Origin of the sequence: Legionella sp. PATHC035 (assembly GCF_026191115.1) — a bacterium.
In the GTDB taxonomy this organism is placed as follows: Bacteria; Pseudomonadota; Gammaproteobacteria; order Legionellales; family Legionellaceae; genus Legionella.
This window is the reverse complement of sequence record NZ_JAPHOT010000002.1, coordinates 44,762-62,547: the sequence shown is the minus strand read 5'-3', so window position 1 is coordinate 62,547 and position 17,786 is coordinate 44,762. Positions and strand designations below refer to the sequence as shown.

Sequence of the window (17,786 nt, the reverse complement as noted above, 5' to 3'; positions counted from 1 at the left end):
AGTTGGTTCATATTGGAAGCATTGTTTATTATTAGATACTCTCAACCCGAAACGCTTGATAAGAAGGTGATTCATAGGGATGAGCCTTCTTTAAGGCCGCAACAGCCACTGTGATTTGCTCTTCAGTACAGATAATTTCTACTTTATATTCAGGTACTCTTTCAAGCTGATTGATTTCCCCAATAAAAGCATGGCTTCCAGGTAATGGCATAAATTGCCCCTCACCCAATGTTTGCCAAGCACAATGCTGATAATGATCAACACTCCCTGCGCCTGTAGCAAAAATAGCATTTTTAACAATTTCTAAATGGGTTTCTGGAACACAAAAACAAAGCATGTACATGATATCACCTATGGGGAAATTAATTCTGATTTCCAAGAATCTTCTATCTTCGTATAGCGAATTACTTCAGAAAAAGAAATAGAGCCGACCGTGTAGAAAATCCATGTTTCTGGGATAAAGCGAAAACCGAAATAATACTCGCTCATAGGGATAGGAAGTCCTGCAAATTGATCACTCAATTCTTTTTTCCTGGTTTCCAATTGGTTTAAATCTTTAATGACAAGTCCTGAAGTAGGAGCATAAGCAGAGAATCTCAATTGGCGTTCACGAGGAAGAGTACTCCAAAAAGCTTCATTTTCTTCTTGAGAAATGGGGATTGCTGTACCTTCTAAAATAACTTGTCGGTTCTGCATCGCAAATAAAAAATTTAAACAGGATTTAGGGTTATTTAATAATTCAGCAACCTTGCGTGTTTTTTGCTGCGTAAAAAATAAAAGACTCTCTGTTTCAATTTCCCGAATGGCCACCACTCGACTATGAGGTTCGCTAGAGCTGCTACAAGTACTTAAAACAGCACAGGAAGGATCCTCAATCCCCCTTTCTTTTTCCTTGTTCAACCATTCTTTTAGCATGTTAAAGGGCACGAGTTTCTCCTGTAAATTGGTGTGATAAAGTTAAAAGTATTAAACAAAACTCATGTTGGCACTTTGCATGCGCGTGGATTCACTTCCACCATCGTTTTTGAACCTGATTTTACAATGCGTATTTGATTGTGCTCCACTAATAATTCAACCGCTTGGTCGCGTTTTATTTTATCTCGCAATGGACTTAATTGTTGAATAGTTCGTAAGGTTGTTGAACTAATATTTTTTTCAATAAACCAGTCCATAAGTTTTAGGGCATCGGAAAACTGCAAAGAAACGGTTTCAGTAGGCATAATTCGTCGTGCTTCTTGCAAATGCCAACTAATTATTTCAATGGCATTTTCGGTATGCTCTACACCAATATCCCCATGGCGTCCTTCAAAAAGATGAAAGAGTGCTGCAAGCCGCGCTGTATTTTCAGCGGCCTTTGACGCGAAATCAACGACATCGACCCACTGGCCTTGAGGTTTTAACCCAGCTTCCACTGCATTAAAAAATAAAATCCATTGTTGTTTTGCGGCCATACTCATTTTCAACAATGGAAGTTGAATACAACCTTGATGGCTTAATTGTTCTGACTGGTTTAAGCAGGCAGTGACGCGTTGCTCATAATGGGTTAGAGAATGTAAAGAGGCAGGCGGCTCTTGGTAAAATCGATTTCCCATACTATTGGCAGGATAAGCCATAAGGCAACGAGCTAAAAAACCGCTTTGTCGGCTAATACCGGATGCTTGCTTGGTAAGTTGTTGTAAGATAAGCGGTTGCATCATCAAGTTAAGTGTTAAACGCCGATTTTCAATGGTAAATCCTTGCGTTGTCTTACGATGTGCTGTGAACGTCTTACCGTCCCACAAACGATTAAGCAATGCTACAAAACGAGTTGGATTGCCTTGCATGCTATGGCTACCCAAGATGATGCCTGCCTCATCAGACCATAAGGATGCAGAAGGCCAACCTTGGGCTAAATGAATAGCCAGTGCTTCTTGGGTAGCATCTTCAAAATAAAGAGTGGGTTGCAAAGGAATTTCCGGTTCTTGATGAATTAACTCATCAAGCATTTCTTTGGCATAATCCGAGTCTTCTCCCGTATAGGTTGCACGTTTGATTTGGGAGAATAAACTGTCTTTTTCCATTTGCCATACTTGGTGTTGCGTTAGCGCTGACAACACTTCAGGTTCGCGCCTTTTACGAATAAGTGTTTCCCAGTGACGCGCTGCCCTCGAAAAAACATTATCTGCAGCAGTTTTTCGGGTGCCAGAGCCGCTGGCAATTAAAAAATAAAGCGATACAGGACTAATTAAATAGTTGTCTCGCGCTACATTGGCAAGTGATTGACATGATAAAGACATGTTAGCCAAGGCGCTGCATGCAATCAAAGGCAGAGGTTGCTGTCCATATTGTTGATAGTCTACTACGGCTTTTTTAACAATTGAGGGAAGTGCCTCAACTGGGTAAGGACAGTCAGGGGCTAAGATTGGGGAAAGTGGAATAGGTTGTCCCCATGTAATGCTTTGATGTAGATTATTTTTAATCTCTAATTCATTCTGTTCAATAGTCATTGTTTTAGAGGATAAAGTTTTGGTTTTCGATTTTACCAGTAGCCTCAGTATGATGTAAAATTAGTGGCTGAAATATACTGATGATGCTAAATACTGGCTCTATGGCGATTCGGATATAGCGCTTCTATTAAAAATTGTTAGGGTCTAGATGATTGTAAAATGTGTACGAGCTGGTGTCCATGAATTAAAACAGATCAATGAGTTAATGTATCGCTCAAAATCTTATTGGGGATATGATAAAGCATTTATGGATAAATTCATGCAGCTTTTTCAAATGACCACAGACTATCTTGAAAAAAATACAGTGCAACTTTTTTGTGAAAGAAATACTGAAAAACCCGAAAAGGTGATGGGTTTTTATAGTTTTAGCATCAGAAATAAAGAGTCTGAACTGGATAATTTTTTTATTGATCTAGATTATATTGGTAAAGGCTTCGGTAAAAAAATGTGGTCTATGATGGTAGAAGATTTTAAATCAAATGGTGTTAGTAGATTCAAATTATGGAGCGATCCTGGTGCTGAACCATTTTACAAGAAAATGGGATGCATCAAAATTGGTGTTAAAAAATCTCCTATGATGCCAAATAGATATCCCATTATTTTTGAGTATAAGATTTGAAGAAGTTTTTTTCATTTTACTCTGGAGTAATGTGGTTTTTTTGAGCAACCCAAACAGTTGCTTCCCCACAATCAGGATCCCTAATGTTATGTACAAGGACTTTAAAATGGCACTTTAGAAGAATTTGAGTATATTCTTCAGACGAAAGGGATGCATGATATAAATCATATCCCCCATTATCACCCCAGACTTCCCCGTACTCGGGTCCGGAAGTAAATATTAATAAACCATTTTGCTCTACCAAAGAAGCAAGAGATTTTAATGTTTTTCGTTGATCATCATGAGGTAAATGAAAGAAACTATGCCAGGCAATGACCGCATCGAATTTCTCTTGTAAATCTAAAGTTCTCATATCAGCAAGTAGCCATTTTGCATCTGGGAATCTTATCTTGTATTGCTCAATCATTTTTTGACTTGCATCAATGCCCGTTACTTTATATCCTTGTTTAATTAAAAATTGTGCTATGGGTTCGCCTGTACCGCAGCCATCCGATATTTCAACTGAACAAAACCACCGCCAATACATTTGGTTTCAAGATGCTCCAGTTCAATGTCTTGTGTCAAATGTACAAATAATGAACGACCAGAACCTAGCAAGACTGGTGCGATGGTTATTGTTATTCATGGATTAAATTCGCGGCTATAAAATTTTGGACAGTTATTCCTCCATCAATATAAAGATGCTTAAATCCTTCATCAGTTAACCGCTTAACGAGCTCGATGGGTGTTTCGGAAGATGCTGAAACATATTTTAAATGAGCAGGAATTTCTATAGGTTTGCTACTCATCACTATGACAGGAAGCTCACCATAAGGCCAAGGGTCGAATGATAAGACTTTCTCAAAAGAATGCCTCCCCATAATGAGTCCATCGACCGTAGATATGAACTCTTTATAACCACCATCCTCACCTGGGGGCACAAGCTCATTTGCTTTCATTAGCCAATCAATAGAACCATTATCTCTTGCAATAAAGCCATCAAGACTTGTAGCAATAAATACAGAACATTTAGCAAACATCATCATTTATCCTTTGTATACAGACTTATTGATTGAGCTCATGCAGTGTAATAGCATTTCCTTCAGAATCGATGATAATTGCCATTCTACATACGGGTGATGAAAAAGTATCCAATTTGAATGTTACCCCATTCTTTTTTAATTGTTGCGTTAAGGAATCCAAACCTTCCACTTCAAAAGCAATACTACCCCCGGACACAGCACTTGGTTTAACACCTTCCGCAAGGGTTGTGATTGCAAAGCATCCGCCTTGGGGTAAGTCGTACTCTATCCAATGACCATTCGCAGATATTTTGCTAGGTATTAAACCAAGATTTTTTTTATAAAAATCCATCGCTCGATCTAAATTTTCGACAGGATACATGGTAAACGCTACTTTTTTAACATGGTTTCTCCTTTAAATAATTTTTCCCATTATTATAAGCTCACATGCGCCCAAATGTCGTCATGGTGAAAATGATCGATTATTTATCGAAGCGGTTTGCTGGATTATCAGGACTGGCGCGCCTTGGAGAGATTTGCCACCTGATTATGGAAAATGGCAAAGTGTTTATGGTCGCTATAATCGATGGGTTAAAAATGGACATTTCAATGGAATACTTGAAATTTTAAAAAAAAGATGGCGATCACGAATGGCACATGATGGATGGTAGCGTTATTCGAGCACATCAACATGCGGCTGGAGCTCAAGGCGGCCAAGAGAAACAAGCACTAGGCCGAAGCAAAGGTGGTTTTAGCTCAAAAATCCATGTAAAGGTTGATTCTTTTGGATTGCCTTTGAGTTTTATTTTAACACCTGGACAAGACAGTGAGATAAAAACAGCAAAGGAATTGCTCGGTGATGAACTATCCGAGTATTTATTAGCCGATAAGGCTTATGATAGCAATGAATTTCGCGGGGAGTTGAAAAATAGAGGAATCACGGCGGTCATCCCATCCAAAAAGAATCGCATCATACCTATAGAGCATGATACACATATATACAAAGAGCGTAATTACGTTGAGCGTTTTTTTAATCGAGTCAAAAGTTTTAGGAGAATTGCTACACATTATGATAAAACAGCTATCATGTTTCTAGGAGCACTAACTCTAGTAAGTATTATATTGTGGCTGAAACTTTAAAAACACGCCCTAGTATTAAAGTGCCATTGTTACCTAAAAATAAATTTTTTTAAAGAATTCACTCTAGACATTGAATAGAACTATTTGTTTTTCTAGCAGTATTTGGAAAATTAATTACTAATAAAGAAAGACTTTGGTTATCTATCTGTATGAAAATACTATAACAACTTTATGTCACATGAACATCATGTATTTATTCAAGCATTTTTGGGACCCTTTTATTAAAAGTTCACGAGAAGTTTTCAAAGAAATTTTTGGCTGGGTATTTATTGTGTGGGATATTTTGCGATTATCTGCCTTTATTAGCCTCTATTTTACAGAAAGGAGGTTCTAGTTCACATTTGCTCCGTTTCTGTAACTTAAGCATTCAAATTCTTAATGCTAACTATATGAAAACAAATTATTTTGTTAAAATAAGCGCTAACTTTTGATGGTAAGTGGCCTAGCGCTCCGGAACTTGCGCCCTGATGCAAAAATCTAAAATATTAGATTGGAAAATCTCTTATGACGTCATTATATTTATCTTGTGCATGCTAAGCCTTCCTTGGATTTAAAAAACAGGCAGCATTGCAGGCATCAGCTGATTCGTGATGGCTCTTGGGATAAGGATAGAGGATGTCAAGTCTTAAATTTCTTTAAGCTTAACTTAAATAGGTTGGCTGTTTTATTTATTGAAAAATTTTAAATGTTGCAGAATTAATAACTCTAGTTCTCTTATTCAAGGATATATATTTTGCCAGAATTAGCATCGATGCGTAATTTAATTTTTTTATCCTCTGTACCAAGGGCCTTTGCCTCATACTGACTGCCGTGCGCTTCAATTTTGAAAATAGTATGATAGCCAGCGCCCTCAATTCTCTGCGCCGCTTCAAGCATTGAGATGGGGTATTTCTTGGTTTTTAAATTGGTGTTGATAAAGTCCCCTGTATTTGGGTTCATTCGAATAATAAGCTGAATCCCTTTTTCATCAAAGGCTTCCACCTCATATAAACCATCATCAAATTCAACTTCTCTTATTACGCTATAACCGCGAGTCTGTAGAATTTTCAAGATTTCAGACATAGGTAAGGTGCGACTGGGAATTTCATCGGCCAGGATTGTTTGTGTGGATAACGAAAAAATAAGGCCGCCACAGATTGAAATAAAAACCTCTTTTTTCATATTCGCCTCCTGTGCGGTGTTGACGGGAATAAAATTTCATCAATTTAACTCCGTTTTTTTTATATTGAATGAATATAAAACCAAAGGAGTACAATTTACTTTTATTTCATCCATAATAATGATATTAAAAAATAACAGCAAGTGAGTTATTCCAAGGATGCGAATGATGAAAAAATCTAGTTTGGTAACCCCATATGTATTAGTGCTCATTTCTTTAATGTTTTTGTTGGCTTCCTGCGCTTCTTCTATTAATAAGGAAGATTCAAAAAACAATAAACAGCCTAAACGTGTATTTGGTGGGTATCACCCGCGTGGTCATGGTCACGGACACCACTAAACCGAATTAAATTAAAAAATTGACATTAAGATAACCGTTAGTGATTCATATTTTAATGCATGGGTATGGTGTGAAAATATTTTTGATATAAAGATAAATAAAATCCATTTTTTTCGATATGTTTTAAGGCTTGATTGATTTGGTTCATTAGCATCTTAGAATCCATTTTGGCCATGATTCCATAACCGATGCCGACGGGGAAGGGTTTACCTAATCCTTTAAACAAGGTGTTATTATTGGCTATCCAATAATCAGCCGAAAAGTCATCCATAAGCAAGGCATCCACTTCCTGTTGATTTAAGGCAGTGATGAGTTGATTAGTTGAAGGATATTCTCTAACCCTATTGGTTTTAAATTTCTGAGTAATGAGTTGTTTGAAGAGAGAGCCTCTGATAATGCCTATTGATCTATTGTTGAGTTTTTTAAGAGATGTAATTGAGTCGTTTTTTGTGGTCATAAAACGTGCTGCACTTGCCAGATAGGGAAGACTAAAGAGAAAGGTTTTCTGTCGTTCGTCGGTGATGATAATTGCCGCTATCCCCAAGTCAATTTTACTCGCTTTTAATTCTGTAAACAGCTCGTCAAACAGCATGGGTTTCAATTGACACTGAGCTTTAATTTGCTTGCAAAGCTCTGTTATGAGCTCAACATCAAATCCAAAGAAATGATTTTTGTCGGCATTCATTGAAAACGGCGGGTCATACGCTACTATTCCAATAGTTAATGACTGAGCCTTAAGTTCGGCAGTCAAGATTATTAAAAAAACAAATAATAATCGTAGGTGCATAGGATAAACAAGTTAATGGATTATAAAGATCAGTGTATACCAGTTTGGTAATCATTTCAGTGACTTAATGCTATGATTTTCTGGTTTTTTTAGCAATAAGGTGTATCAAGGCCCAAAATCAAGGTACACTGGAACGAAAGGTTTGACAAGGATTTGATAGGGTAGGGAATGCGTTATTTATTTTATTATGTTGTGTGGAGTGCAATGAGCCTTGTAGCGAGTGAGGCACTCGCGGCCACCCCTTTGACATTCAAACAAGCCCTGGGCATTGCTTATCGCAATAATCCCGAATTACAGGCCGAAATAGATAAAGCACAAGCCATGCGCGGTTTTTTTATCCAAAGTGGGCTTTATCCCAATCCTCAAGTGACTTTAACCGCAGAAAACTTTGGCGGCTCGGGGAGTTATTCAAGTTATGAGGCGGCAGAAACTACGGCATCAGTGACCCAGCCCATCCCTTTGGGTAATCGGTTGCAGTATCTGAAAAAAGCAACCTATTCAGATTACTTAGCCTCTCTTGCCCAAATTCAAGTACAAAAAGCGATACTTTATGTGGCAGTTGGTGTGGCCTATGTGGATGCACTTTATGCGGGTCAATGGCATCAAGTCACCCAAAAACTTATTCGCCTCAATCAAGACATCGTAAGCGCAATCGAGCGTCGAGTTAAGGCAGGCGCTGGAGCGGAATTAGACTTACGTTTGGCCCAGGTGCGCTTAGGCGAAGCGCGTATTCAAGAAAATAAAGCTGCAAGGGATGCATTATTTCAGCGTGCGAAATTGGCGCGTCTATTAGGTGATGGATTACGAGTTGATGGACAATTAGTGGATAAAGGTCTTCCTGGAGTGACATTGAACTGGGCTGTGTTACTTAGAAAATTACCGCAAAGCCCTCAGTTAGTACAGCTTCAACAGCAATTACACGCCAAGCGTGCGACTATTACTGCAGTTAAAAAATCTGTGTGGCCGGATTTAAACATTCAATTAGGCGGTCGTCATTTCTCTGATGATGGCAGTAATGCCGCAGTGGCTTCAGCCTTTGCAGAAGTCCCTGTTTACAATAGAAATCAAGGAAAAATCATAACCGCTGAGGCACAATACACCCAAACGGCTCATGAGCTTCAAGGTACACGCCTTGATGTGCGTCAAAATGTCTATGGGGCTTTTCTACAAGCCGAACAAAGTCATTATGAGGCGAGCTTGGTGACGAATTCGTTATTACCTTTGGCGCGTAAATCAATCAAATTGGCACAGGATGGCTACCAAATGGGACGTTATACGTATATTGAATTATCCACAGCCCTTAATTCGTTGTATGAAGAAGAGCGTCATTACCAACAAGCTCATGCTGATTATCATAAAGCCTTAATTCAACTGACCGGGCTTTTAGGATTAGCGCCTTCTAAGGAGAGTAAATGAGAGTTTTAAAGCCATTCCTATCCTGCATGCCCTTTATAATTCTGTTATTGGGGTTGAGTTCCTTTTCGTTATGGGCAACAAATGAAGAATCCCATGGCGATGAAGAAAAAAATCATCAAGAAACCATGGAAAAGGGTCCGCAAGGTGGGCGTTTGTTTAAGGATGAAGATATAGCCCTTGAGTTTTTAATTTTTGAACGGGGCATGCCACCGCATTTTCGCGCTTATTTGTATAAGAATGGTGAGCCTATCGCGCCTGGGAAAGCGCAATTGACCGTTCAGTTAAAGCGATTTGGTGATAAAAAAGAAGCAATTGCGTTCACTCCTGTCGAGAATTTTTTACAAAGCGTTGAGGTGATTGAAGAGCCTCATTCTTTTGATGTGAGCATTCAATTAGAGCTTCAGGATAAACGCTATACCTGGCATTATGCGACTTATGAAGGCCGCATTAAAATGGTGCCAGCCATTCTAAAAGCGGCAGACATTCAAACGGCTAAGGCACAAAGCCAAACAATTAAAACTCAACTTAAAGTCGTAGGTAAAATTGCTCCCAATCGAGACACCTTAGCTCCCATCTATGCACGCTATTCAGGCATTATTAAATCAATGACTAAGAATTTAGGCGATGAAGTCACCAAAGGGGAGGTATTAGTTACGATTGAGAGTAACGAAAGTTTACAAAATTATACAATTAATGCACCCATGAGCGGAACCATCGTGCAAAAATACGCAACCAATGGGGAGCTTGCGCAAAGCACCAAACCTATTTATGAAGTGGCTAATTTGGCTACTGTGTGGGCTGATTTTACCTTATATCGTAAAGAGGTGCCTTTAGTAAAACAAGGAATGAGTGTGGTGGTAACTGGAGATGAAGGAACACCAAAATCCATCAGCACCATCTCCTACATTGCGCCCTTAGGCATTGAAGACAGTCAAACAACGCTCGCACGAGCAGTTCTTTCTAATGAGCCTCGTGTTTGGTTGCCTGGGATGTACATTAATGCCGCAATTACCATTAAAGAAAAAACGGTTCCAGTTGCCATACTTTTGTCGGCTATTCAGCGCATGGATGAGAAAGAAGTAATTTTTATCCAGCAAGGAGATTATTTTGAGGCAACGCCTGTTATTTTAGGCCAAAGGGATGATGAATGGGTCGAAGTGGTTTCGGGGCTTGATGCAGGCCAGCGCTATGTCAGCAATAATAGCTTTTTTATGAAAGCAGAGTTAGGAAAGGATGGCGCAAGCCACGAGCACTAAGGATTGGTAATGCTTGAAAAAATAATTCGTTTTTCCCTAAAACATCGATGGTTTGTCTTATTATTTACGACAATCATTGCTCTTTATGGTGTGTATAATTTTCAACGTTTGCCTATTGATGCGGTACCTGACATCACCAACGTGCAAGTGCAAATCAATACTCAAGCCTCAGGCTATTCACCCTTTGAGGTGGAGCAACGAATTACTTTCCCTATTGAACTGGCTATGAGCGGGTTGCCTAATCTGGATTACACTCGTTCTTTATCACGTTATGGACTATCGCAAGTCACGGTGGTCTTTAAAGATGGCACGAACATTTATTTTGCGCGTCAATTAATTAATGAGCGCTTGCAGGAGGTAAAAGACAAGCTCCCACCAGGAGTAGAAACCACTTTAGGCCCAATCTCTACAGGGCTTGGTGAGATTTTTATGTACACGGTAACCAATAAAGCCAATGTACCAGCAAGTCAACGTTACAATCCAACGGAACTGCGTACCATTCAAGATTGGATTATCAAGCCGCAACTGCGTAATGTAGAGGGAGTGGCTGAAGTAAACACCATTGGGGGTTATGAAAAACAATTTCACATCACTCCAGATCCCATGAAACTGGTTCGTTATGGGTTAAGCTTAAACAATGTGGTTGAGGCATTAGAACGCAATAATGCCAATGTGGGTGCAGGATATATTGAAACTAATGGCGAGCAGAACTTAATTCGCGTACCAGGGCAGGTGCAAAACATCACTGATATTGAGAACATTGTTATTGCAAGCTTTGAAGGAACACCTATTCGAATTCGTGATATTGCAGAAGTGGCTTTAGGCAAGGAGCTACGAACAGGAGCAGCAACAGAGAACAGTAAAGAAGTCGTTTTAGGCACAGTATTTATGCTTATGGGCGAGAACAGTCGCACAGTGTCTGAACGAGTTGCGGCCCAAATGAAAGTTATTAATAAATCATTGCCGGAAGGCATTGAAGCAGTCACGGTTTATAACCGAACCTTGCTTGTGAACGCTACCATTAATACGGTGAAGAAAAACTTGCTCGAAGGGGCATTGCTTGTTTGTGTTATTTTGTTTTTGTTTTTAGGTAACATTCGCGCAGCACTGATTACCGCGATGGTGATTCCTTTATCCATGCTCTTGACCATTACAGGGATGGTATCTAATAAAATCAGTGCCAATTTGATGAGCTTAGGCGCTCTTGATTTTGGTTTGATTGTCGATGGTGCGGTCATTATTGTTGAAAACTGCATTAAGCATTTGGGTGAACAACAGCATGCCTTGCATCGTGTTTTAAATTTAGAAGAGCGCTTGAAAGTCATAGCTTATGCCACAACAGAGGTGATTCGGCCCAGTATCTTTGGTGTCTTTATTATCACGGTGGTTTATTTACCGATTTTAACGTTAACAGGGGTTGAGGGGAAAATGTTTTTGCCGATGGCGCAAACGGTTATTACCGCGCTGCTCGCCTCCATGCTTTTTGCTCTGACTTTTGTTCCAGCAGCCGTTGCCATTTTTTTAGGTGGGCGTGTACAAGAAAAAGAAAATTGGTTGGTACACTACCTCTCACTTGTTTATGCAAAAGCCTTGCGCCGCTGTTTTCATGCCAGAAGGTTGGTGATAGGAGCTGCGGTTGCTTTGGTGGGGATAAGTCTTTTGCTTGCATTTCGGTTGGGTGGTGAATTTATTCCAAGTCTTGATGAAGGCGATATTGCCATGCACGCGATGCGAATTCCTGGCACTAGTTTAACACAAGCCATTACCATGCAGCATTTAGTAGAGGAGCGAGTAAGCCAGTTTCCAGAAGTCAAACGTGTTTTTGCAAAACTAGGGACTGCGGAAGTGGCTACTGATCCCATGCCGCCCAATGTCGCTGACACGTTTATTATGTTAAAGCCTCGGAAGGATTGGCCGAATCCTAAAAAAAGCAAACAGCAACTAGTACAAGAAATCGAGGCGGCAGTAAAGCAAATTCCGGGGAATAACTATGAATTTACTCAGCCCATTCAGATGCGCTTTAATGAATTAATTTCAGGGGTTCGTAGTGATGTTGCGGTGAAAGTATTTGGCGATGACATGAATACATTGCTGGAAGTAGCTGAAGCCATCAGTGCTCAATTAAAAAAAGTGCCCGGTGCTGCTGATGTAAAAGTAGAGCAAGTCAGTGGTTTACCGCTACTAACCGTTGAAATCAATCGCGATGCTTTGGCACGCTACGGCTTACAAATTGGCACGGTTCAAGATGCCATTGTCATTGCCACAGGCGGCAAAAAAGGTGGCGAGCTCTTTGAGGGAGATAAGCGTTTTGATTTAGTGGTGCGCTTGCCTGAAGAGTTACGTACAAACCCTAATGTACTACGCCAAGTATTTATTCCGTTGCCACAGGCTAAAGATGGCGAACGACATTTTATTCCGTTGAGTGAAGTAGCCAAAATGGTGCGTAGTGAAAGCCCCAATCAAATCAGTCGGGAAAGTGGTAAACGGCGTGTGGTGGTCAGTGCTAACGTTCGCAATCGGGATTTAAGCTCGTTTGTGAATGAAGCCAAGCAACGGATTGACCAGAGTGTCAAAATTCCCAGTGGCTACTGGGTAACCTGGGGTGGTCAGTTTGAGCAGTTGCAATCAGCCTCTCAACGGCTACAAATCGTTGTTCCTATCACACTATTGGGCATTTTCTTATTGTTGTTTATGAGTTTTGGTCGAGTACGAGATGCGCTCTTAGTGTTTAGTGGCATTCCTTTGGCGTTAACTGGTGGGGTATTTGCACTGTGGCTTCGAGGGATTCCCTTGTCCATTTCAGCCGGTGTTGGGTTTATTGCGTTGTCAGGGGTGGCAGTTCTTAATGGCCTGGTCATGATTACCTTTATTAATAAACTGCATGAACAGAAAAAAATGTACTTAAAAGATGCGGTATTACAAGGCTCTCTGGCGAGGCTTCGTCCGGTACTCATGACTGCTTTAGTGGCCTCTTTGGGGTTTGTGCCGATGGCTTTGGCTACGGGCACGGGCTCTGAAGTACAACGTCCCTTGGCAACGGTGGTTATAGGTGGCATTATCTCATCCACTTTCCTAACACTCTTAGTCTTACCCGGTTTGTATTACCTGTTTCATGAGCGGCACAAGAAATCAGTAATTAAAAAATCAGGCGAGGATGAGTGATTCCTTTGATGGAATTGTAACATATTGGTGATTGTCATTTTAAAATAAGTGGAAAGACATCTATAAAAAGCACTATAGCAAAGATAAGTGCGGCAGCAAGAGAAAGATAAAATCCCAAGTGAGTTATAAATTTCATTTTATGGCCGGAACTCCCTTTTGCCAGAATAATTAAAATTATTCCCATAAAAAAAGCAAATCCTAAGATGATCAGAAGACTGTGATTTGAAAGAAGGGTCGTCATTCTTCTTCCTTATACAAAAATAGATTCATTTAATTATAGCTCTTTTGAGCAAAGGACAACGGATAGTGTTTTTGACAACCGCTGTGAATGAGCTACACTTAAAGTTAAATACTTATTTAACTGTTTAATAAACTATGCTAACTCAAGACCAAATCATCACTTTAAGCGATATCTTGCATTTGATGGGTGAGCCTAATCGTTTAAAGCTTCTTATCGAGTGTTTGCATGGTCCAAAATCAGTTTCAGAGCTGGCGGAACAACTGCAACTTTCGGTGCCATTGGCGAGCCATCATTTAAGTCTGTTACGTTCTGCACGCCTTCTTCTAGCAAATAGAGAGGGAAAGCATATTTATTACACTATTTATGATGCGCATGTGCGTTGTATTTTAGAGGACATGCTCAAACACTTTACTGAAGAGACGGAGAATTAACATGAGTTTTCTAAAACGAATGCTTGGAAGTCTTGGCGGCCATCATGGCGGATACCGACGCTCTCATCATGGCCAAATAAGCCAACAGAATAATTACTCAACCAATCCTGAGCCAAGAGGATTGAGTTGCCCGCGCTGTAAGAGCTCTCTAGCTCCTGGATCACGATTTTGTAGTCAATGTGGCAGTGGTCTTGAGAATACTCAATGCAGTTGTGGCGCCACTATTGCTGCAGGGGCAAATTTTTGCGGCCAATGTGGGGGCTCATTATGACAAAGCCTCTAACCTTAACCACTTTTTTTGTTGCAGGCCTTGATTGCCCGGCTGAAGAGCAATTAATCAGGCGGCAATTAAAAGTGATTCCTGAAGTGGCGCAGATGGATTTTAATTTCATTGCTGAGGAAGTGACCGTGCACCATCGTCTTCCAGCTATTGATGTGTTGCAAAAACAAATTGAAGCGTTAGGCATGAGTGTTCGGGTTCAAGGCAGTACCTCCTCTGCAAAAGAAGAGAAGAAGCAAGTTGATTCGTCATGGCCATTGCTTGCTTTGGCAGGTCTTTTAGCGCTTTGCTCTGAGTTAACTGCTTATTTCATTGCCAAAGAGCAATCAATCTGGGTCATTTTGCCTGCGGTGCTTGCCATTATCTTAAGTGGCCCTTCTACTTTTAAGAAGGGTTTAATCGCGCTTCGTACTAAGGCCATGAATATTAATAGCCTGATGTTAATTGCAATCACCGGGGCTATGATTATAGGTGCCTGGCCGGAAGCTGCGATGGTCACCGTTTTATTTGCTCTTGCTGAGCGAATCGAACGTTATTCATTAGATAAAGCCCGCCTTGCCATTCGCAGTCTCATGCAAATTGCACCAGAGGTGGCTCGGATTAAAATGGATAATGGTCAATGGCAGACTTTGCCTGTAGAAGATGTAGCGGTCGGTGCGGTATTTAAAGTAAAACCCGGTGAGCGCATCCCACTGGATGGGGTGTTGATATCGGGACAAAGTACGGTCAATCAAGCCCCGATTACAGGGGAATCCATGCCGGTGAGCAAGCAAGTAGGTGATGACGTGTTTGCCGGAACCTTAAATGAGCACGGTGCCTTTGAAGTTAAAGTCACTAAGGCTTCGGGTGATACGTTGCTTGCTAAAATTGGTAAAGCCATTGAGCAGGCACAAAGTGAGCGGGCACCAACGCAACGCTTTGTCGATGAGTTTGCCAAATACTACACCCCAATTATGGTCTTGATTGCACTGGTTATTGCACTTATTCCCCCGTTGGTGTTTGGTTATCCTTTTTATGATTGGATTTATAAGGCCTTAACGTTATTGGTTATTGCTTGCCCTTGTGCTTTGGTCATCTCTACACCGGTAACGGTAGTCAGCGGATTGGCTTCAGCAGCACAACATGGTCTTCTTATCAAAGGCGGCAGCTATTTAGAACTGGGGCACCAGCTCAAATTAATTGCCCTGGATAAAACAGGCACCTTAACTGAGGGGAAGCCTGTGGTGACTGATTTTATCGTTTACGATAAAATCCAACCAAAAGAATACTTGTTAGTGCTGGCTGCAAGCCTTGATAGTCATTCGGAACATCCAGTGGCTCATGCTTTGGTTGAGTATTGGAAGCAAAGCCAACCTAATGGGTCTTTATTTGAGGTAGAGCAATTTTCAGCACTTCCTGGCCGCGGGGTGCAAGGCATTATTAGTCAAGAACTGTATTACGTTGGAAATCATCAACTGGCAGAAGATAATAAGGTGTGCTCTCTTGCTGTAGAGCAGGAACTTAAGCGTTTGGAAGAGGAAGGAAAAACAACAGTCATTTTGAGTAATTCAGCGGTAGTTTTGGCGGTTTTTGCGGTGGCTGATACTTTGCGCTCTACAAGCAAATGGGCAATTGACACCTTGCATCAACAAGGACTTAAAACAGCGATGTTAACGGGTGATAATGCCTTAACAGCTAAAGCCATTGCCAAAGTGGTGGGGATTGATGAAGTGCAGGCGAATGTCTTGCCTACTGAAAAATTACAAGCAATTAATCACCTTTTGGAACAGTATAAAACGGTAGGAATGGTGGGGGATGGAATCAATGACGCTCCAGCCTTGGCTAAGGCTACGATTAGTTTTGCAATGGGGAAAGGTACTGATACCGCTTTAGAAACGGCAGATGTTGCATTAATGAATGATAATTTAGCCATGCTGCCTTTATACATTGATTTAAGCCGAAAAACGGCGCGTATTCTTCGCCAAAATATTACTTTGTCCCTTGCCATCAAAGGGGTGTTTTTTATTCTGGCCTTGGGAGGATTCGCAACGCTATGGATGGCGGTATTTGCTGATATGGGTGCGAGTCTAATTGTTGTTGCGAATGGTCTGCGCTTACTTAATTCCCATAAAGGGCATTCTGAATATCAGGAAATGAATGGATAATGAGAGTCTTTGCGGGTTTGTCACGAAAGAGGTTGCATGATGAATGATTGGGTTGAAAATGAACAATGCAGCGCTCATCCATTGCGTTTTTTAGTGGTGGAATCCTCATTAGGAATTCGTATTCTCATTCGTATGCATTTATTAGAGTTGAAGCATTTGGTGGATATGGCAGGAGATGATGACTCGGCAAGAGAGTTGGCTTTCATGAGAGTTTATGATTTTATTTTAGTGGATAAAAATTTAAATTGCCATGAGCTGATTGACCAGATACAAAAAAATTCAGTATTAAACAACCATACGCCTATGATCATTTTAACTTCCAACCCTAATCAGGAAAACCTGCACGATAGCGCTACTTATTTTAAAAAACCTATATCCAAGAAGGATGCAGTACAGTTGCTTGATTTTGTAAAGAATATTAAAAAATGAATTTTTTTAAAGGTGGCGTGTAAACGTAAAATTGGAGAAGATAAGATGCATTTATCTTATGTTATTGAGTATATTACGATGTAAGTAGTTTCATGTTATTTTGATTGGCTGTTAAGGAGAAATAATGAATATTAATGGATTTAAAATAATTGTATTGATCGGTTTATTGGGTCTGGGCTTAACTGCCTGCACTCCTAAAACAACACCTGCTCCAGCTCATCCTGAGGTTGGCTATGAGGGAGGATTTGGTGGTGATGGAGGTCATAACCACCAACCTAAGAACGACTAAATAGGAAAACATAATGTTTACTAATGGATGGTTTTTAGGTTCTTTAGGTATTGCAATTATTGTATTGATTGGTCTTATCTTCTGGTTCAGAAAAACTAAGAAAACCATTCATTTTTACACCGCTTTAATTACTTTTCTTATTCTTGCCGCAATTTTCTTACATGGTGTTTCATTTAAATTAAATTAGCTGGTGGTGATGAGGAGCAATAATGAGTAAGGATGTACCTCATGATTAAAAAAATACTCAAAAGAGCAGTTACTTTGGTTCGCTCTTTTGCTCACGGGAGGCTTTTTAATTGTCGATGTCGCTGGTGGCATTATGGGTTAAATTACTCGTAACACTAGTTCCTATTTATTTTACTTCGTTAATTTTTTATATCCGAATACTAGCTCTTACCCAATAAACTTCTTTAAAATCATTTCAAGAGGACAAAATCCTGTAAATCCACTTTGCAAAAGATTAGCTCCTACAAATACCGTAAACCATAAAAAATTAACGTTGATAAATACTGGGCTGGTCGACACGCCTAGAGCGAGTGATATCAAAACAAAGGCACCAGCGACAATTCGAATAATACGTTCAATAGTCATCATCTATTCTCCTAAT

The 17,786-nt window shown here is 40.2% G+C and carries 22 protein-coding genes and 1 pseudogene; 13 read left to right on the top strand and 10 right to left on the bottom strand.

The annotated features are described in order from the left end of the window. Positions 1-31: 31 nt before the first annotated feature. The 3 genes from OQJ13_RS16380 to OQJ13_RS16370 are packed head-to-tail and all read right to left on the bottom strand — an operon-like array spanning position 32 to position 2,486. Entirely contained in the window at positions 32-343 is a 312-nt protein-coding gene (locus OQJ13_RS16380; RefSeq protein ID WP_025520126.1) for a hypothetical protein, read from the bottom strand. A gap of 8 nt (positions 344-351) precedes the next feature. After that, positions 352-927: a pyridoxine/pyridoxamine 5'-phosphate oxidase gene (locus OQJ13_RS16375; protein ID WP_021582681.1), complete on the bottom strand. Its 576-nt coding sequence runs from the start codon at positions 925-927 to the stop codon at positions 352-354. A 50-nt stretch (positions 928-977) separates the two neighbouring features. Continuing rightward, entirely contained in the window at positions 978-2,486 is a 1,509-nt protein-coding gene (locus OQJ13_RS16370; RefSeq protein ID WP_021460635.1) for a YfjI family protein, read from the bottom strand. Between the two features lie 148 nt (positions 2,487-2,634). On the opposite strand from OQJ13_RS16370, the gene OQJ13_RS16365 reads away from it, so the two are divergent. Then, complete coding sequence (locus OQJ13_RS16365; protein ID WP_021582682.1) at positions 2,635-3,105, top strand: GNAT family N-acetyltransferase; 471 nt, start codon at positions 2,635-2,637, stop codon at positions 3,103-3,105. 16 nt (positions 3,106-3,121) lie between these two features. Here the strand turns inward: OQJ13_RS16365 and OQJ13_RS16360 are convergent, their stop codons facing one another. The 3 genes from OQJ13_RS16360 to OQJ13_RS16350 form a co-directional block, all read right to left on the bottom strand. Beyond that, positions 3,122-3,631, bottom strand: a complete 510-nt coding sequence (locus OQJ13_RS16360; protein ID WP_021460632.1) for a class I SAM-dependent methyltransferase — start codon at positions 3,629-3,631, stop codon at positions 3,122-3,124. A gap of 91 nt (positions 3,632-3,722) precedes the next feature. Next, positions 3,723-4,130 (bottom strand): dihydrofolate reductase family protein, encoded by a 408-nt coding sequence (locus tag OQJ13_RS16355; protein WP_238400666.1) that lies wholly within the window; start codon positions 4,128-4,130, stop codon positions 3,723-3,725. 19 nt (positions 4,131-4,149) lie between these two features. Further along, positions 4,150-4,488 (bottom strand): VOC family protein, encoded by a 339-nt coding sequence (locus OQJ13_RS16350; RefSeq protein ID WP_021460631.1) that lies wholly within the window; start codon positions 4,486-4,488, stop codon positions 4,150-4,152. Positions 4,489-4,525: 37 nt separating this feature from the next. Here OQJ13_RS16350 and OQJ13_RS17110 point away from each other — a divergent pair, with 37 nt between their 5' ends. Beyond that, a complete protein-coding gene (locus OQJ13_RS17110) occupies positions 4,526-4,777 on the top strand; it encodes a transposase (protein ID WP_080447406.1) in 252 nt (83 codons plus the stop codon). Next, positions 4,758-5,246 (top strand): annotated as a pseudogene (locus tag OQJ13_RS16345) (IS5 family transposase); the annotation flags it as partial. The gene OQJ13_RS17110 and the pseudogene OQJ13_RS16345, both read left to right, overlap by 20 nt. A gap of 714 nt (positions 5,247-5,960) precedes the next feature. On the opposite strand, the gene OQJ13_RS16340 reads toward OQJ13_RS16345, so the two are convergent. Further along, the gene (locus OQJ13_RS16340) at positions 5,961-6,407 is read right to left on the bottom strand and encodes a PepSY domain-containing protein (RefSeq protein WP_021460627.1); all 447 of its coding nucleotides are present in this window, start codon (positions 6,405-6,407) and stop codon (positions 5,961-5,963) included. Between the two features lie 163 nt (positions 6,408-6,570). Between OQJ13_RS16340 and OQJ13_RS16335 the strand changes: the two genes are divergently transcribed. After that, positions 6,571-6,744 (top strand): hypothetical protein, encoded by a 174-nt coding sequence (locus OQJ13_RS16335; protein ID WP_154694749.1) that lies wholly within the window; start codon positions 6,571-6,573, stop codon positions 6,742-6,744. Between the two features lie 52 nt (positions 6,745-6,796). Here OQJ13_RS16335 and OQJ13_RS16330 read toward each other — a convergent pair whose 3' ends face one another. After that, a complete protein-coding gene (locus OQJ13_RS16330; protein WP_032831349.1) occupies positions 6,797-7,531 on the bottom strand; it encodes a transporter substrate-binding domain-containing protein in 735 nt (244 codons plus the stop codon). A 168-nt stretch (positions 7,532-7,699) separates the two neighbouring features. Here OQJ13_RS16330 and OQJ13_RS16325 point away from each other — a divergent pair, with 168 nt between their 5' ends. From OQJ13_RS16325 to OQJ13_RS16315, 3 genes are read left to right on the top strand one after another with little or no spacing between them, the layout of a single operon-like run. After that, positions 7,700-8,947 carry a TolC family protein gene (locus tag OQJ13_RS16325; RefSeq protein WP_021582686.1) on the top strand — a complete coding sequence of 416 codons (1,248 nt, stop codon included), beginning with the start codon at positions 7,700-7,702 and terminating at the stop codon, positions 8,945-8,947. Next, positions 8,944-10,203: an efflux RND transporter periplasmic adaptor subunit gene (locus OQJ13_RS16320; protein WP_021460624.1), complete on the top strand. Its 1,260-nt coding sequence runs from the start codon at positions 8,944-8,946 to the stop codon at positions 10,201-10,203. The genes OQJ13_RS16325 and OQJ13_RS16320 overlap by 4 nt, the downstream gene beginning before the upstream one ends. 9 nt (positions 10,204-10,212) lie before the next feature. Next, positions 10,213-13,365, top strand: a complete 3,153-nt coding sequence (locus tag OQJ13_RS16315) for an efflux RND transporter permease subunit (RefSeq protein WP_021582687.1) — start codon at positions 10,213-10,215, stop codon at positions 13,363-13,365. Between the two features lie 34 nt (positions 13,366-13,399). On the opposite strand, the gene OQJ13_RS16310 is transcribed toward OQJ13_RS16315, so the two are convergent. Next, the gene (locus OQJ13_RS16310) at positions 13,400-13,606 is read right to left on the bottom strand and encodes a hypothetical protein (protein WP_021460623.1); all 207 of its coding nucleotides are present in this window, start codon (positions 13,604-13,606) and stop codon (positions 13,400-13,402) included. 134 nt (positions 13,607-13,740) lie between these two features. On the opposite strand from OQJ13_RS16310, the gene OQJ13_RS16305 reads away from it, so the two are divergent. The 6 genes from OQJ13_RS16305 to OQJ13_RS16280 all read left to right on the top strand — a co-directional run bounded on the left by OQJ13_RS16305 (position 13,741) and on the right by OQJ13_RS16280 (position 17,366). Continuing rightward, positions 13,741-14,037, top strand: coding sequence for an ArsR/SmtB family transcription factor (locus tag OQJ13_RS16305; RefSeq protein ID WP_021460622.1), 297 nt, complete (start codon positions 13,741-13,743; stop codon positions 14,035-14,037). Position 14,038: 1 nt separating this feature from the next. Continuing rightward, a complete protein-coding gene (locus OQJ13_RS16300; protein ID WP_021460621.1) occupies positions 14,039-14,308 on the top strand; it encodes a zinc ribbon domain-containing protein in 270 nt (89 codons plus the stop codon). After that, positions 14,305-16,461, top strand: coding sequence for a heavy metal translocating P-type ATPase (locus OQJ13_RS16295; RefSeq protein ID WP_021460620.1), 2,157 nt, complete (start codon positions 14,305-14,307; stop codon positions 16,459-16,461). Before OQJ13_RS16300 ends, OQJ13_RS16295 begins: the two co-directional genes overlap by 4 nt. Positions 16,462-16,497: 36 nt before the next feature. Then, positions 16,498-16,890: a response regulator gene (locus OQJ13_RS16290; protein WP_021460619.1), complete on the top strand. Its 393-nt coding sequence runs from the start codon at positions 16,498-16,500 to the stop codon at positions 16,888-16,890. A gap of 124 nt (positions 16,891-17,014) precedes the next feature. Further along, positions 17,015-17,179, top strand: coding sequence for a hypothetical protein (locus OQJ13_RS16285; RefSeq protein WP_021460618.1), 165 nt, complete (start codon positions 17,015-17,017; stop codon positions 17,177-17,179). A gap of 13 nt (positions 17,180-17,192) precedes the next feature. Further along, positions 17,193-17,366 (top strand): hypothetical protein, encoded by a 174-nt coding sequence (locus OQJ13_RS16280; RefSeq protein ID WP_021460617.1) that lies wholly within the window; start codon positions 17,193-17,195, stop codon positions 17,364-17,366. A gap of 206 nt (positions 17,367-17,572) precedes the next feature. Here the strand turns inward: OQJ13_RS16280 and OQJ13_RS16275 are convergent, their stop codons facing one another. Continuing rightward, positions 17,573-17,773: a DUF2892 domain-containing protein gene (locus OQJ13_RS16275; RefSeq protein WP_021460616.1), complete on the bottom strand. Its 201-nt coding sequence runs from the start codon at positions 17,771-17,773 to the stop codon at positions 17,573-17,575. Positions 17,774-17,786: the final 13 nt, after the last annotated feature.

What these genes read in the sequence shown, in the direction of transcription:
- OQJ13_RS16280 (WP_021460617.1), top strand. Translation starts at nt 17,193, where the DNA reads ATGTTTACTAATGGATGGTTTTTAGGTTCTTTAGGTATTGCAATTATT.
- OQJ13_RS16305 (WP_021460622.1), top strand. Translation starts at nt 13,741, where the DNA reads ATGCTAACTCAAGACCAAATCATCACTTTAAGCGATATCTTGCATTTG.
- OQJ13_RS16310 (WP_021460623.1), bottom strand. Translation starts at nt 13,606, where the DNA reads ATGACGACCCTTCTTTCAAATCACAGTCTTCTGATCATCTTAGGATTT.
- OQJ13_RS16360 (WP_021460632.1), bottom strand. Translation starts at nt 3,631, where the DNA reads ATGTATTGGCGGTGGTTTTGTTCAGTTGAAATATCGGATGGCTGCGGT.
- OQJ13_RS16285 (WP_021460618.1), top strand. Translation starts at nt 17,015, where the DNA reads ATGAATATTAATGGATTTAAAATAATTGTATTGATCGGTTTATTGGGT.
- OQJ13_RS16320 (WP_021460624.1), top strand. Translation starts at nt 8,944, where the DNA reads ATGAGAGTTTTAAAGCCATTCCTATCCTGCATGCCCTTTATAATTCTG.
- OQJ13_RS16330 (WP_032831349.1), bottom strand. Translation starts at nt 7,531, where the DNA reads ATGCACCTACGATTATTATTTGTTTTTTTAATAATCTTGACTGCCGAA.
- OQJ13_RS16380 (WP_025520126.1), bottom strand. Translation starts at nt 343, where the DNA reads ATGTACATGCTTTGTTTTTGTGTTCCAGAAACCCATTTAGAAATTGTT.
- OQJ13_RS16325 (WP_021582686.1), top strand. Translation starts at nt 7,700, where the DNA reads ATGCGTTATTTATTTTATTATGTTGTGTGGAGTGCAATGAGCCTTGTA.
- OQJ13_RS16355 (WP_238400666.1), bottom strand. Translation starts at nt 4,130, where the DNA reads ATGATGATGTTTGCTAAATGTTCTGTATTTATTGCTACAAGTCTTGAT.
- OQJ13_RS16335 (WP_154694749.1), top strand. Translation starts at nt 6,571, where the DNA reads ATGATGAAAAAATCTAGTTTGGTAACCCCATATGTATTAGTGCTCATT.
- OQJ13_RS16370 (WP_021460635.1), bottom strand. Translation starts at nt 2,486, where the DNA reads ATGACTATTGAACAGAATGAATTAGAGATTAAAAATAATCTACATCAA.
- OQJ13_RS16340 (WP_021460627.1), bottom strand. Translation starts at nt 6,407, where the DNA reads ATGAAAAAAGAGGTTTTTATTTCAATCTGTGGCGGCCTTATTTTTTCG.
- OQJ13_RS16290 (WP_021460619.1), top strand. Translation starts at nt 16,498, where the DNA reads ATGATGAATGATTGGGTTGAAAATGAACAATGCAGCGCTCATCCATTG.
- OQJ13_RS16365 (WP_021582682.1), top strand. Translation starts at nt 2,635, where the DNA reads ATGATTGTAAAATGTGTACGAGCTGGTGTCCATGAATTAAAACAGATC.
- OQJ13_RS16350 (WP_021460631.1), bottom strand. Translation starts at nt 4,488, where the DNA reads ATGTATCCTGTCGAAAATTTAGATCGAGCGATGGATTTTTATAAAAAA.
- OQJ13_RS16315 (WP_021582687.1), top strand. Translation starts at nt 10,213, where the DNA reads ATGCTTGAAAAAATAATTCGTTTTTCCCTAAAACATCGATGGTTTGTC.
- OQJ13_RS16295 (WP_021460620.1), top strand. Translation starts at nt 14,305, where the DNA reads ATGACAAAGCCTCTAACCTTAACCACTTTTTTTGTTGCAGGCCTTGAT.
- OQJ13_RS16275 (WP_021460616.1), bottom strand. Translation starts at nt 17,773, where the DNA reads ATGATGACTATTGAACGTATTATTCGAATTGTCGCTGGTGCCTTTGTT.
- OQJ13_RS16300 (WP_021460621.1), top strand. Translation starts at nt 14,039, where the DNA reads ATGAGTTTTCTAAAACGAATGCTTGGAAGTCTTGGCGGCCATCATGGC.